Origin of the sequence: Nostoc sp. 2RC (assembly GCF_014222165.1) — a bacterium.
GTDB classification, from domain to species: domain Bacteria; phylum Cyanobacteriota; class Cyanobacteriia; order Cyanobacteriales; family Nostocaceae; genus Nostoc; species Nostoc linckia.
Window position 1 is genome coordinate 44,630 of the sequence record NZ_JACKZU010000002.1, and the last position, 16,127, is coordinate 60,756.

The following is a 16,127-nucleotide window of genomic DNA, read 5'->3' on the forward strand; positions in this document are numbered from 1 at the left end:
TTAACTATTTTGTGGGGTCGTCAATTATGGGAAAACTTAAACCTAATTTATCAATCGCATCGATACCGATTTCTTCTAAAAATTCTGGTTTTAATGTATTATTGTCCATCACATTACCTGGTTCTGTATTATTTCCTTTATAAATAAAAATTTGATTGCGATAAAAATGGATACCAACAATATGTTTATCAAAATAATTAGGTAAATACCCAGGATTAAAAAATTCCTGATGACTTAAACAGTCAACTAGTCTTTTAAAAAAATTCATCATCGTTTTTGGGTCGTATAAATCTAAGCTTCCCCCATACTGCGACCATTCAGGAGGTTGGTTATCATCGGAGAATTTCCACCAATTTTCGTAGCTGGGTATATAAGAAGTATGAGTGTCTTCAATGATATAAATTCCCCCATCATTCAATTCGGGGAAGAGGACTTTAAATGTTTTAATTACATGGTCGTTGTGATGACTACCATCATCAATAATGATGTCTAATTTCCCTGTTTGTTCGACAACTTTTTTCAAAAAAACCTCATCGTCTTGGCTTCCTTGAAAAATTTTGATTCTGTCTGATTCTAAAGCTGTTTTATCTATAATATCAATACCATAAATCATACTATTAGGAAAATAATTCTTCCACATTCTTAAAGATTCGCCTCCAGAATATGGGTCATCAGCATAACCACCAGATACGCCGACTTCAACACCACCTATACCTATTTCTAGAATTTTTAATTTTTTAGTTCTTAAAGGTGCAAAATGCAATTGGTAGCGCTGACCAAACAAATGGGGATTCCATTTGCAATCATACAATGGCAATAATTTACTTAAATCTTTACGGTGGATGAATAGCTGTAATTGATGAGATAAATTTTGCCAAATTGTTTGGGGATAAATATCTAATTTCATGGCGATCGCTCCTATCAAATCTGTCCAAAAACCAACTTTAAGAGTTCTCAAATTTTGCCAAAATACTATCAATATCAGACTGACTCCATTGACTAGCTTGAAATTCTGCAAAGTCAGCAGGCGTGTAATTTTCTAATGGAGAAGTTTGACTATTATCAATTAGCGATCGCAAAACTACAATAAAATCTTCAGTTAATTGTTTTACTGTCTCTAATCGATGTATATTTGTGCTATAATTCCAATCTACTTTTAATTGATTATTGGCAATTAAAGCATTAATTTCTAATAAATGACTGCGGCTTCCTTGCAAACTAACAACATTTCCCAAAGACTTTTCAGATAGCTTCCACAAAGGAGATTTGGGTAAAGTTTCTTCTAAGTTACCAAGGTAGAGAAAAATGATTTCTGCTGGTTGTAATAAACGAATTTTTTCCGTAATGATTAAATCATCACTCAAATATCGCAATACACCATAACCAAGACCTTGATTTGGGAAATTTCGTAGTTGTTCTTTAACTAATTTCAATGCTTCCCCTGGACTATTGCTTGCTTCTACATCTAAAAGTGCAGGAGCAATATTAGTGAACCAACCCATTGTCCGGCTTACGTCTATATCATCAAAAATTACTTCCCTACCATTACCTTCTAAATCAACTAACAATGATTGAGTTCCAGTGTATTTACTAATTACTTGTGTTAAAGCAAATAATAGAATTTCCTCCATTTGAACTCGATAAATTGCTGTCACTTCTTGTAGTAATGTTTGCGTTTCTGCAACACTCAATGTTATGGATATGGTGTCTGTTGAGGCTACAGTGTTCGCTCCTTGTGGATAATCTACAGGTAACGGTGATACCGACTCACGATTAGCTGACAACCAATAAACTTCTTCCCATTGCAACTCTGTTGATTTAGCATATTTAATTAACCGTTGTGCCCACTGTTTAAATGAGCTTGTTTTCGCTGGCAATTTAATTGTTTTACCTTGATTTAATTGTTGGTACGCTGTTTCTAAATCATCGAGTAAAATCCGCCAAGAACCAACATCAACTACTAAATGATGAATTACAAATAGTAATCTTTGGGGTTGCTGTGTGCCGAAATCAAAAAGAGCAACTTGTAAAAGCGGGCCTGATGATAAATTTAGTGAAGCTTGTAATTGATTAACAGCAGATTCAAAAGCAGATTCTCGTAACAAATCTGGTACTGTTGATAAATCTATTTCCACAAAGGGCACAAATTCATCAGGGAGAATATTAATTTGCTGGAGGCCAGATTCATTTTCGACGTAACGTAAACGTAAAGCATCATGATGTACAAGTAAATATTGTATTGCCTGGGTCAATAAAGCTGAAGAAATCAGTTGTTGTACTTCTAATAAAATAGCTTGGTTCCAATGATGCTTATCTACTAAATTTTGTTCAAAAAACCAGTGTTGTATTGGTGTTAAAGGTACTTCTCCTTGTACTAATCCTTGTTCGCCCAAAACATTCTGAGTTTTGGTTGCTACTTCTGTTAATTCTGCAATTGTTGGGTATTGAAATAAATGTTGATTGTTAAGACGTAACCCTACTTTATTTGCTCTCGCTGTTACTTGGATACTCAACAGAGAATCCCCACCTAACTCTAAAAAATTATCGTATATACCGACTCTTTCAAATCCCAAAACTTCTTGCCAAATGTTAGCAATGATTTGCTCTGTTTCATTTCTAGGAGCAACATAACTATTGTCTAAGTTTGGTCTAGAGTGACGTGATGCTAAATTTTTGCTTAGGGAAGATTGGGAATTTTTTAATGACTCATCACCAACCCAACGTTTAATTCTCGCTGGTAAATTAGTGGTTGAAACAACTAATTGAGTTAAGTTTTTGAAAGTTAATACACGTTGGAATACTTCTATCCCTTCGCTAGCTGTCATGAAGACATCATTTGCACTTTCTTGTTGACCAGCTAACTCAGTAGCTAATTGAGTTGTGAGCCAATTATCCCAATTCACACTCATCCAAGGTGTGGAATGTGTTTGGTTATGTTTATAAACAAAGGCATCAGTAAATAAATGGGCTGCTGGGTAAGCTGCCATACCCAATGCACCCAACATGGATGATAAAGAAGATATTAATAAACAAAAATCAAGTTCTTTGTCTTGTAAAACTTTTTCTAAAACAAATAATCCCTGACCATTTGCTTGCAGTTGCTTTTCACATTCACTGCGATTTATTTCTCGAACAGTTCCTAATAATTTGATGCCTGCTGCATGAATAACTCCGTTAATTTTACCAAAGCGATCGCCAGCTTGATTAATCACTGCTTGCATTTGTGTTTCGTCGCCAATATCAGCGCTTTCTACCATCACTTCTGCACCCAGTTTTTCAAGCTGCTGGATTTTCAATATCTTGCGGCTGATTTTATCTGTCTCACCATGAGTTTTTAGCCATTGCTGCCATTCCTGGCGTTGGGGAACAGGGGATCTTCCCACTAAAATCAACTTTGCTTTGAATGTTTGTGCTAGATATTCAGCCAGTTCAAGACCTATACCACCCAAGCCACCAGTAATTAGATAAACACCAGATTCTTTCAGAGAACAATTTGTAGAATCATCCCCAGGAATTGCCTCAAAAGTTTGTATCCAGCGATGATGTCTGCGGTAAGCAATTACTAAATCTGATGACTCGTGACAGACTTCTTTTATTAGTTGGTGTATGTTCTCTTCAATACTATCGATATCTATACTCTGGCAAGTAATATTTGCATACTCTTGAGGAATGACTTTACACATTCCCAATACAGTTGCTTGTTCTGGATTTAAGTTTTCCACACCAGTCACATCATGTATGTTATTGGTGACGACAAAAATCTTGATTGGTTGAGTAATATCCTGTTTTTCAAGAGATTGGGCGAGAAATAATAAACTATAAAAACCCAGATTTTGACATTTTTCAAAATATTCTATTCCGGCTTGTGTTTCGTGGTCTGCTGTAATACTCCATAAATGAATGATTCTGTCGGGAATTTTACCTAATATTTCTAATTGTGTGATTAAAGTATCATAATCTTTTGGCTGTTGGGGATTCAGATAAAACTGGCGATCGCTGATTTGCTCAAACTGTTTTTTTGGCTGTACAGTAATCACATCATCGCCATTACTTTCCAAATATTGGGCAATTTGTTTGCCGAATTTATCTACATTTCCAAAAACTAGCCAACATAACTTTTGTTCTCCTGTTTTGACTGGAGATAAAATTGCTTGTTTCCACGCAGGAACATAAAACCAGTCGGAAATATTTGGCTTTTTGTAATTGGTATCAACTAAATAATTAGCAGTTTTTTCAGTTTCAATCCAGTAACGCTGTCGTTCAAAAGGATAAGTTGGTAAGGGAATTCGATAATGATGTTCATTGGCATAAAAACCAGACCAATTAATTTCAACTCCGGCTAACCAAAGACGACCTAATGTATTTAACATCAAGGCAACATCTGACTTTTGCTCCTGGGGATGACGTAATGAAGTTAACACTACTTCTTTGCTAGTGAGTGCAGTGCATTTTTTAGCAAAGGTAGATAAAGTCCGCCCAGGCCCTACTTCTAACAAAATACAATTTTTATCTTGTAATAACTGTGAAATTCCCCGACTAAAATTAACCGTTTGTCGTAAATGTTTTCCCCAATAATTGGCATCTGTGGCTTGTTCTGCTGTAATCCAAGTTCCGGTAACATTGGAAATAAAAGGAATTTGGGGAGAATTTAATTTAATTTTTTTAACTTCCTGAATAAATCGCTCCTTCACAGGTTCCATCATTGGTGAATGAAAAGCATGGGAAGTATGCAAACGGCGATATTCTATACCTTTATTTGTTAGTTGTTGTTGCAGTGCATCTATAGCCGCATCAGTTCCCGAAACTACACAGGAACCAGGAGCGTTAATGGCAGCTAAAGACAAATTTTTATTTAGTAAACTAATAACTTCTGCTTCTGGTAATGAAACCGCAATCATACCTCCCGGCGGCATTTCTCCCATTAATCGCCCGCGCATCGCCACCAAAGCTAAAGCATCTTCAACAGACATGACATTTGCCAAGGTTGCTGCTACATATTCCCCAATACTATGACCAATCATTGCACTGGGAGAAATACCCCAGGATATCCACAATTGAGCCAACGCATATTCAATGACAAATAGTGCTGCTTGAGCGATATCAGTTTGTTTTAATTTTTCTGCGGCTGTGGCTGCAACTTCATCTGCTTGGGGATAAAGTAACGAACGCAAATCTATTTCTAAGTGAGGTTTTAAAATTGAGCAGCAACGGTCTACTTGGTTGCGGAATATTGCTTCATTTTCATAAAGTTCTTTACCCATATCCACATACTGAGCGCCCTGACCGGGAAACATAAAAGCAATGGCAGGATGGCTAGTTGATTGCAAGTTTGTCAAAACTCGTTGAGAAACTTGTTCTTGCAATGCGCTCACCGCATCTTGAATATTTTCACATACTAATACCCGACGTTGATTAAACTGCCTGCGACCAATTTGCAAGGTATAAGCTAAATCTGCAAAGTTAATTTCTGGATGCTCTTTTAAATGGGTGATTAAATTAGCTGTTGCCTTCTCAAGTGCTTTCTCACTTTTCGCCGACAGACACAACAGAAAATATTCACTTTTGACTTTTGACTTTTGATTTTTGACTTGTGTTGGTGCTTCTTCCAGAATGACATGAGCATTGGTTCCTCCCATACCCAAAGAACTGACACCAGCACGCCTGGGAGTTATGCCTTCTTTCCATTCAGTCAGTTTTGTATTGACGTAAAACGGACTATTGGCAAAATCAATTTGTGGGTTGGGTTGCTGAAAATTTAAGCTAGGTGGTATTTGCTTGTGTTTGAGAGCGAGAACGGTTTTGATTAACCCTGCAACTCCGGCGGTAGCATCGAGGTGACCGATATTGGTTTTCACAGAACCAATGGCACAAAAACCTTTCTTATCAGTACCGGCGCGAAAAACTTTGGTGAGTGCAGCTATTTCGATGGGGTCGCCTAAAGGTGTGCCAGTACCGTGAGCTTCAATGTAGCTAATTGTATCAGGTTCCACCGAAGCCAGCATCATGGCTTCAGCGATCGCCTCTGCTTGACCATCAACGCTAGGCGCTGTAAAGCCCATCTTGGCAGAACCATCATTATTAATAGCCGCACCTTTAATTACAGCATGAATGCGATCGCCATCTGCGATCGCTTCACTCAGTCGCTTGAGGACAACAATTCCGACACCGTTACCGATAGTAATACCCTGCGCCCTAGCATCAAAAGCATAGCAGTGACCATCAGGGGATAAAGTTCCTCCAGGCTCATGTAAATAGCCGGTTTTTTGGGGAACATAAATTGAAACTCCTCCCGCCAAAGCCATATCACATTGATAATTCAACAAGCTCTGACAAGCAAGGAAAACTGCAACCAACGATGTAGAACAAGCCGTTTGTACAGTTAAACTCGGCCCGGTAAGATTTAATTTATAAGATACGCGAGTACTGAGAAAATCCTTTTCATTGCCTATAGAAGTTTGATAACATTTTGCCGAACCAACACCATCAGTATATAAATTAAAAGCTAAATAATTATTCTGACTCGCCCCAGCATAAACCCCAATGCGACTTTCACATCTATTAGAGTCATAACCAGCATTTTCTAGAGCTTCCCAAGCACATTCTAAAAACACTCTGTGTTGCGGGTCAGTAGTCTCGGCTTCCTTGGGATTAAAATCAAAAAATGCCGCATCAAATAAATCAATATCTTCTAATATCGAGCCTGATTTTATATAATTTTTATCATTCAGCAGCGCCGGATTAATGCCAGCAGATACTAATTCTTCATCCGTAAAAATAGAAATAGATTCCACCCCTGATTGTAAATTTTGCCAAAATTCTGTAATATTTTTGGCCCCAGGGAAACGCCCCGCCATCCCAATAATAGCTACCCCTTCTATTAATTCACTTGTTTCCACCATACTCATTTTTTTCCTTTTACTTTGCTAAAAAGTTCCCTGATTTATAGTTTTATCTACAATTTTGATAACGCAAAGCATCGCGCCTCTAGAAACTTTATTTCATATCACTAAGTAAAGTCACAATTCTTCGACGCTTATCGTTAAAAGATTTGCGTCCATGTAAAAACCTGGAGTTATCAATCATCACCAAATCTCCAGACATCCAAGGAATAAAACCAATCAAATCATCCATAATTTTCTGGATTTCATTGATAATTTTTACAGGAATTGCACAGCCATTAGCAAAAGTCACGATTGCTCTAGGATTTCTATATTCAGAAATTATACTATTAGCAAATGCATCTTGATTACCGTATTTAGTCTTGATAACACCAGAGCAAATATATTCTAAAATTAGCGATTCATCTTGGTTAATTTTATAGCTGATATCGGCCATATTATCTAGTATTTTTTTGACATCATCTATCGTGGCACTAGCCCCTAAAAATTGCTGCCAATGAGAAGCCAGAAACTTTTGGACATAGCGAATTTTTTGGTCGATAAATAATTGTTGTAATTCTCGGCTCATTGCCTTCCAGACTTCAACACCATCCCAAAATAAAGTTTCACCACCCTCTGTTGCTGGCACAGCACAACAAAACCAAACTACATCTGGTCTAAAAGGAGAATTAGCATTTTCACAATGAGGCGCAATGTAATGCATTCCTGAATCTACTAAAGTAATAAACTGATTGTTTAAATCAACAATTGGTCTATTGTACTGATTGATAAATGTAGCATCAAATTGTTCGGCAAAGACTTTCATTTGTTCATAATTGACATCAAATCCTCGAAACAAAAGTAGACCAAATGATTTGAAGTCTTCTAATATTTTTGATACTGGTAATTGCATAATATTTTGTCCAGTATCATTAAAGATAATCTTACCGCTACTACTTTTTAATAATTCTGCTGTCAGCATATCAGTCAACCTCTAAATTATTACAAGAAAACTAAGACTTACGCAAAAACTCTCTGAAACAAACTCTTATTTCTTTGCGTCTTACCCTGCAAGAAGCCACTTTGCGTACTTTGCGTGCTTTGCGGTTTGTTTTTCATTATTTTGTGTAAGTCCTGTAAACAAAATCCTGATTTGATTATCGGGGTCTCTGAGCTTTTTTCTGGCGATTTAAAGCCAACTTTTGTTTTTCAGAGCGATTCATCACTTTTTCAAAGCCAGGTTGTTCTTGCTGTTCTTCACTAAGATGTTTCGCCAACAAATTGATAGTTGGATGTTGAAAAATTTCTACTAATGATAAGTCTCGATTTAATTTTTCTCGCAATTGGGCATGTACTTGACCTACTAATAATGAATGACCTCCCAAATCAAAGAAATTATCGTCAATTCCCACCCGTTCAAGACGCAAAACATCTTGCCAGATATTGGCAATCATTTGTTCTACTTCTGTTTCTGGTGGTGTATGAAGTGTATTTCTTGCTGTCGCAATATCTGGTGGAGGTAAAGCACGACGGTTAACTTTGCCGTTGGGTAATAGGGGTAGAGCATCCAGAAGCATGAAATTTGTAGGTATCATGTATTCTGGCAACTTTTCACTTAAAAAATCGCGCAGTTGTGGTACTAACTCCAAGGCAAATTTTGCCTGTAAGGGATTGTTAGTATAATCTCGCCAAGGACGATGTTTTGCAGTATGAGTAATTTCCGACTGGGTTATTTTGATTGTTGGCTGTCGTTTAAATATGACATCGTAACGACCATTATCTCCACAGTTTGACCAAGTAATATCAATGGAGTAAGGCAAATCTTTGCTTAATGTCCAAAAATCTTCCGGCTCAATTCCTTGGTACTGACTATTTTTTTCTAGGAATTGTCTCATATCTCCCACAGTTGCAACACCTCCAGGAGAAGTTAACCACTGCCAAATCTGCATATCTTTTGCAATTCGAGCATTGGGAACACCAGCGATACCTAAGATATTAGGGGCAGTTTCTATCAGCATTTCCTGGACAGATGCTAGTGTTAACTCTTGCTTTTCCCAGTCCAACCAGGGCAAATCTAACAAAGGAATTTCATCGCTAATATGGAGAATCACATCGTAGCGGAATTTATTCAACTCGTTTTGATAGTAACCACGTTCTAAAAGAATTTCTACATGGCTAATCTTGGGTAAATGTTGTTTTAAAGCTGTAAAAAAGGCCGGGTCAATAACTAGTTGTTTTTCTTCAAACAGTTGTTTTCGTGCCCGCTGTTGTAATTCTTCTTTGGAAACAAAATCTGGCGATCGCTCAAATTGCACAGATGTATGAAATACTTCTAATAAAGGTAAACTGCGAATATCTCCTAAAAATATAAAACCTCCCGGTGCTACTGCATTCACGGCGTTCTCTAACACTTGCAGTAGATAGTCAATACTAGGAAAGTACTGCATCACAGAAACTATCAAAACAGCATCAAAACTGTTAGCCACTACACCCTCAAAGTTATTTGCTCCTCTGTGGATGAGAGTCACTCCTGATAATTCAGACTCTAGCATTGTCATCTGATGCTTGAGACTCAACAAGGCTTTTTGTGAAACATCTGTTGCACAATATTCCTGACAATGAGGAGCTATGCGAAATAACATCAAACCACTACCAGAACCAATATCTAATACCTTGGTTGGTTGTAAAGACAAAATGCGCTCCACTGTTGATTCTACCCAATGGCGTACTTCTGCTTCTGGTATTGGTTGTCCTGTGTAACTACTGTTCCATCCTTTGATATCAAATTTTAGTACTTGTTCATCGGCCAGGTCTTGATAAAGGTCATCAAACACACCTTCCCACTGTGACAACTGCTGAGTGCTTAATTCCTTTCCTAAAATTAATTCTGCTGTAGTTTCTGGTTCGGGATTTTGTACCACATAAGCAACTAAGCGTTTGTTGGCAGGTTCATATTCTTGAGCAACAACCACAGCTTCTTCAACAGCTGGATGTTGGTTTAATACTGCCTCAATTTCTCCTAATTCAATACGAAAACCCCGGATTTTAATTTGATAGTCTGCTCTACCAATAAATTCAATATTGCCATCTTCTAAATATCGCCCCAAGTCTCCAGTTTTGTATAAACGTGCGCCTGATTCTTGGCTAAATGGATGAGGAATAAATTTTTCGGCGGTGGATTCCGGACGATTAAAGTAACCTCTAGCTAATCCAACCCCACCAATATAAAGTTCCCCCACAACTCCTATGGGTACAGGCTGTAGTTGGGAGTCTAGTAAATAAATTTGAGTATTGGCGAAAGGACGGCCAATTGGTACTTGTCGCTCCAGTGGTAAATTAGCTGTAGTAGTTTCAAAATATGAGCTATCAATGGTGGCTTCGCTAACACCGTAGGAGTTAATTAATCTGGTTCCATGACCGCAAAAAGTCTTGACTTGATGATATCCACTAACATACCAGCTATCAGAACCAACAATTAGCGATCGCATAAAGTCAAGAGATTGTTTAGTCTCTTGCAAATACTGAAGTAAGTTCATCAGCACAGCTGGTACAAATTCGGCACAGTTAACTTTTTGGGAACGCATTAATGCATAAAGTCCATCTGGCTGCAACAGCAATTCTCGCGGACACAGTACTAGTTTCCCACCGGAGCATAAAGCCCGAACTAAGTCCCCAGTAAAAACATCAAAGGAAAAACTGGCCATTTGCAAATGACTTGTGGCTAAGGAACGCAGCGAATATGCATCCTCCCAAGCAAAATAGGCATTCACTAAACCACCATGAGTAACCATCACTCCCTTGGGAATCCCTGTGGAACCGGAGGTGTAAATTGCGTATGCAAGGTTTTGCAAAGTTGTTTGATGCACTAAATTTTCCCTGCTTTGTTGAGAAATACTCTCCCAATTGGAGTCTAGACAAACAACTCCAGCTTGGTGTTGTGGGAGATTTTTCACTAACCACTTTTGCGTCACCAAAACTGACATTTGCATATTTTTCAACATGAAAGCCAGTCGCTCATGGGAGTAGACGGGATCTAAAGGCACATAGGCTCCTCCAGCCTTCAGCACACCCAAGGCTGCTACCACCATTTCCACAGAGCGTTCCATGTAAATACCAACCATCACTTCTGGCCCCACACCAAGCGTTTGTAAATGATGTGCTAGCTGATTGGCGCGTTGATTCAACTGTTGATATGTCAACTGATTGTGACCAAATACCACTGCAACTTCATTCGGTGTTTGCTCTACCTGTGCTTCAAAGAGCTGATGAATGCACTGCGTAATTTGAAACTTGTGGTTGGGGATTTGAGTTTGATTAAATTCTACAAGTAATTGATGTTGCTCTTTTTTTGTCAATAGTGACAAGTCAGAAAGTTGAGCTTGAGGATTTGCCACAATGCCTGAAAGCAAGTTTTGAAAATGTTGCAGCATTCGAGCAATGGTGCTGTTATCAAACAAGTCAGTGTTGTATTCAAATGACACCATCAGCTTTTGCCCAACTTCCACAGATAAGCTTAAATCAAACTGCGCTGTTTCATTTTCTACTTTTAATTGACTGGCGACTAAATCGGGCATTTCTGGTAGAAGTGGAGCATTGCGGAAATCAAACATCACCTGAAATAAAGGAGTGTGACTAACGTTTCGCTCTGGATTTAATGCTTCTACTAGTTGGTCAAAAGTTAAATCTTGGTGTTTATATGCTTCTAAAGCCAAGCTCCGCACGCGACCAAGTAACTGTTGAAATGTGGGGTTACCAGAAAGGTCAGTACGTAACACCAAAGTATTGACAAAAAAGCCTATTAGTCCTTTAAATTGTTGACTGTTGCGGTTAGCAATTGGTGAGCCGATGAGAATATCATCTTGTCCTGTGTAGCGACGAAGAAAAGTCCCAAATGCTGCTAGTAGCAACATGAATAGAGTCACGCCTTCTTGACGAGCGATGGCTTTGAGGTCGTCTAGCAGAGTTTTGGGTAACTCAACGAATTGATGCAAACCCCGTGAGGACTGTACAGCCGGTCTTGGTCGATCCGTTGGTAATTGTAAAACAGTTGGTATGTCTGCAAGTTGTTGCTTCCAATAAGAAAGTTGATTTTGCAGAATTTCCCCTTGTAACCATTGTCGCTGCCAGTGTACAAAGTCTTTGTATTGGATAGAAATTTCTGGTAATGGTGAAGCAGTTTTATTTAAAAATGCTTTGTAGAGTAGTGCAATTTCTTGTAACAATACTTCAGTAGACCAGCCATCAGAAATTATATGGTGCATCTGTAGCAAAAGAATATGCTCTTGCTGTGCTAGGCGCAAAAGTTTAGCACGAAATAATGGCCCTTGGGTGAGGTCAAAAGGTTGTTGACTTTCTTGAGTTAATAACTTTTCAAGTGTCAGATTGTTCTGTGATTCTATATTGATTACTGATAAAGATAATGTTAATAAATCAGCAATAATTTGTACCGGCTCTCCGTTGACTGTTGTAAATGTGGTTCTTAAAGTTTCATGTCGCCGGATAATTTCATTCAAACTTTGTTCTAGGAAAGTAATTTCTAGCTGACCTTGGAGTTTCACAGCCAAGGAAATATTGTAAGCTGGGTTACCTGGTTCTAATCGGTCAAGAAACCAGAGTCGCTGCTGGGCAAAAGATAAAGGATAAACTTTCGCAGGCTGGATTTGGCTGAGATATTTTGAGGGAATGAAAGCTGCTGTGGTGAGTTGAGCGAGTATTTTGGTAGCGAGCGATCGCAAACTCATTCCTTCAAAAAAATCGGCTATCAATACTTCTATTTCTAAATCATTTTCAATACAATTTTTTAACTCAAATACCTTTAAAGAATCTAGTCCCAAGCTGCTTAATGGTTCTTGATGATTAATATCATCTGCTGCAATGGAAAGTACTCCCGCTAAAAGTTCAATTAAATAATTCTCTAGAATTGGTTGACATTCTTTGGGAGAAAGTGGCAACAATTGAGAACGCTGTAATCGAGTTTGTTTTCTGGGAATATCAGTAATTTTAAGTATATTGCTAGCAACTATATTGAGTTCGCCATTCTCAAATTGAGCGCGAGTTGCACGTCGTTGAATTTTTCCGCTAGAAGTTTTGGGAATCGTACCTGGTTTAATTAAAACTACACCATAAACTTGAATTTCATGTTCTTCTGTAATGGCTTGGCGAATTACACTAATTACTTCTGCTAAATTTGGCTTGGCACGAAATTCTAATTCTTGTACAACTACCAATCTTTCTTCGTGGTTAACTTCTAAAGTAAATGCGGCGTTAGCACCAAGACGTAATGATGAATGGCTGCGTTCTGCTGTTAATTCTATATCTTGCGGATAAAGATTGCGACCGCGAATAATAATTAAATCTTTGACTCTACCTGTAATGAAAAGTTCGCCATTGTTCAAGAAACCTAAATCTCCCGTCCGCAGATAAGGGCCTTTACCTGTGTCTGCTAGATACGCATGAAATGTTTGTGCTGTTTCTTGAGAACGATGCCAATAACCTTGACCTACACTTGGCCCGGATACCAAAATTTCTCCAATTTCATCAACTTGGCAAGTATTGAGTGTTTCAGGATTGGCAATTACTACTTCCTGTTGTGGTATGACTCGGCCACAACTAACGAAATAAGAAATATTCTCATTAATAGCAGACGATTCAACTACTCGATTCAATTCTAATGCAGATTTCTGGACTGTTTTAATGGTGGGTGCTGTGGCTTTATCTACACCAGAAACCATGAGAGTTGTTTCAGCCATTCCATAACAAGGATAGAATGCTTCTTTACGGAAGCCAGACTCGGCGAAAGCTGCGGTAAACCTTTCTAAAGTCTCATGTCGAATCGGTTCAGCACCGTTAAACGCCACACTCCAACTACTCAAATCCAGGGTTTGTTTTTGTTCGGGAGTAATTTTTTCAATACATAACTCAAATGCAAAGTTAGGGCCGCCACTGGTTGTTCCTTTGTAATCAGAGATAGCTTTCAACCAACGATATGGACGTTGCAAAAAAGCAGCTGGAGGCATAATGATACAAGGAAAATTGCCATACAAAGGTTGTAATATGCCGCCAATCAGACCCATATCGTGATACATCGGTAACCACGTCACAAACTTACATTCTGGTGAATGTTCCATGAATTGGTAAGTCGTGGCAGCATTGTGTAGTAGATTCCCATGACTAATCATTACACCCTTTGGTGTGCCTGTAGAACCAGAGGTGTATTGTAGAAAAGCTAAGGTATCTTCATTAATAGATGGTTGTTGCCAAGTATCTTCTATTCCCTGTGTCAAATTATCTGTAGTCAACCACTGCAAAGATTCTAAGCCCGTCTTTTGTGTCATTAAAGATTGCACTGTCGGCAGAATTTCTGTAGTAGTCAGTGCGATCGCTGCTTGTGCATCTTGGGAAATGGCTTTAATTCTGGGTGTGTTGCGTTCATTTCGTGGCGGATACGCAGTTACAGCCACAACTCCCGCATACAAACAACCAAAAAAAGCAACTAAAAAATCTAATCCTTGGGGATAAAGCAGTAAAGCACGTTCCCCAGTTAAACCCAATGCTTGTAATTGAGCCGCTACACGACGCGATCGCCTATCCAATTCTTCATATGTTAGTGTCGCTTTTTCTATTTCCCCATCTAACAAAAATGTAAAAGCATCTCTATTTGGCTGCGTAGAACTTCTAAAGCGGAGTAGTTCCACAACTGTAGAAAGATTATTTATCGTATCAAACAAATCAGGAAACTTATTCATTTTTATATCCAACTCAACGTTCTGTGAAATTTATGCTGACATCAGAAAATAAATTTAATCTTATAAAATAAGATGTGTTTATAATTTAAATAAATTCCAAAAACTGAAATTTCCCGCAAAAATTGAATGATATAAATAATGAGGTGCAGTGTGAAAAAAAACTGATAACATCTTTTTTTGCCAGAAAAAATCTGTCATTTTAACGCCGTACCAAAATGACAATGAAATATTATCATCGACTGCGGTTACATGATGCCACCAAAAAGGAGGTAAGTAAAGGATTTCTCCCGGTTGAAGTACAAATTCTATTTTTTCTTGCCAAGGGAATTTCGGAAATAATTCTAAATCTAATGCATCTGGATTCACCTTACTACCATATAATGCGCCAGTTGCATCTTCAAGAGGTGGATAAAATGACAAATAATCTATAGGTGGATATAAAAGTATTCTTTTTCTGCCTCGAATTTGAGCGAAAAGATTATGTTCGGCGTCAAAGTGAAGGCTACTATTTGAGGTAAAATTTTTACTGGCTAAACCAAACCACAACCTCACAAATGACTTTCTGTTAAAGAATTGTGGATAAACTACATCTCCAACAAGTTCGGGGAAACGCTCTTCTAAAATTGCCTCATTTAAATAACATTCTAAGGTGCGATCGTTATTTATATAATCCTGCAATTTAATTTCTTGATGAGGTTCGTAGCTACGTTCATAAGCAAAGTTCTGATAATCATTCCAAAAATCTTTTTTATAAAATCTGACGGGAACTAGATTATTACCACATTTTTTTATCAGATAATCATTTGACCACTGCTGGTAAGCATCCCAATGATTGGCAACATCTTCAATGATAAAAGGCTGATATTGTTTCGCTATTTCTGAAAATTCCTTTTCACTAGGACTTTTGATTCTGAGAATTGATTCATTAGCTTGAACTTTCATAAAAACTCCAACATCTTTACTGGTTTTCAATCAAAGTTTGACGTTGTTTTATCAATTGCCACATATAAATATTAATTTTCAATTCATTACCCTGAAAGCAGTTTATTAGCTAACGTCTTAATTTGGAACTGATAATCAATATTCCAGGCGTGTCTAATCAGATATCTTTCCCAGCCAAAGCTAATGTTTGCAATTGAGCGACTATTGGAGGCCATCGCCTAACCAATTCTTCAGCAAAATCCAAAAGTCACAAGTCAAAAAATTTTTCCTTGGCTTGTAGACCAAAATACTGAACCTCACCAATATCATGTCCGCCTCATCACTAATCGAAAAACTCTCCCCGTCAGAGCGTCAGAACCTCTGGTGTGTCGGTCTAAACAATAAGTCTGCAATCGGACATCACATAAGTTGCATCAGCCAACCATTTAGATTGTTTCAACGCTAAATATATAGTGATTTACTTGGACAAATATTTAGATTAATGCAACTAATTTTTATTTATCCTTGTTTACACTATCGAGAATAAGTTGCTTTAGCAATAGTACTACTATAGATATTTGTT

At 37.9% G+C, this 16,127-nt stretch carries 5 protein-coding genes; all 5 read right to left on the reverse strand.

Going from position 1 to position 16,127, the window contains the following annotated elements:
* Nucleotides 1-4 precede the first annotated feature (4 nt).
* Nucleotides 5-958, reverse strand: coding sequence for a class I SAM-dependent methyltransferase (locus tag GNE10_RS00785; RefSeq protein ID WP_185563217.1), 954 nt, complete (start codon nucleotides 956-958; stop codon nucleotides 5-7).
* Nucleotides 945-6,905, reverse strand: coding sequence for a type I polyketide synthase (locus tag GNE10_RS00790; protein ID WP_185563218.1), 5,961 nt, complete (start codon nucleotides 6,903-6,905; stop codon nucleotides 945-947). The genes GNE10_RS00785 and GNE10_RS00790 overlap by 14 nt, the downstream gene beginning before the upstream one ends.
* A gap of 88 nt (nucleotides 6,906-6,993) precedes the next feature.
* Nucleotides 6,994-7,860 (reverse strand): TauD/TfdA family dioxygenase, encoded by an 867-nt coding sequence (locus tag GNE10_RS00795; RefSeq protein WP_185563219.1) that lies wholly within the window; start codon nucleotides 7,858-7,860, stop codon nucleotides 6,994-6,996.
* A gap of 175 nt (nucleotides 7,861-8,035) precedes the next feature.
* Nucleotides 8,036-14,623 carry a non-ribosomal peptide synthetase gene (locus GNE10_RS00800; protein WP_185563220.1) on the reverse strand — a complete coding sequence of 2,196 codons (6,588 nt, stop codon included), beginning with the start codon at nucleotides 14,621-14,623 and terminating at the stop codon, nucleotides 8,036-8,038.
* Nucleotides 14,624-14,701: 78 nt separating this feature from the next.
* A complete protein-coding gene (locus tag GNE10_RS00805; RefSeq protein ID WP_185563221.1) occupies nucleotides 14,702-15,565 on the reverse strand; it encodes a cupin-like domain-containing protein in 864 nt (287 codons plus the stop codon).
* Nucleotides 15,566-16,127 lie beyond the last annotated feature (562 nt).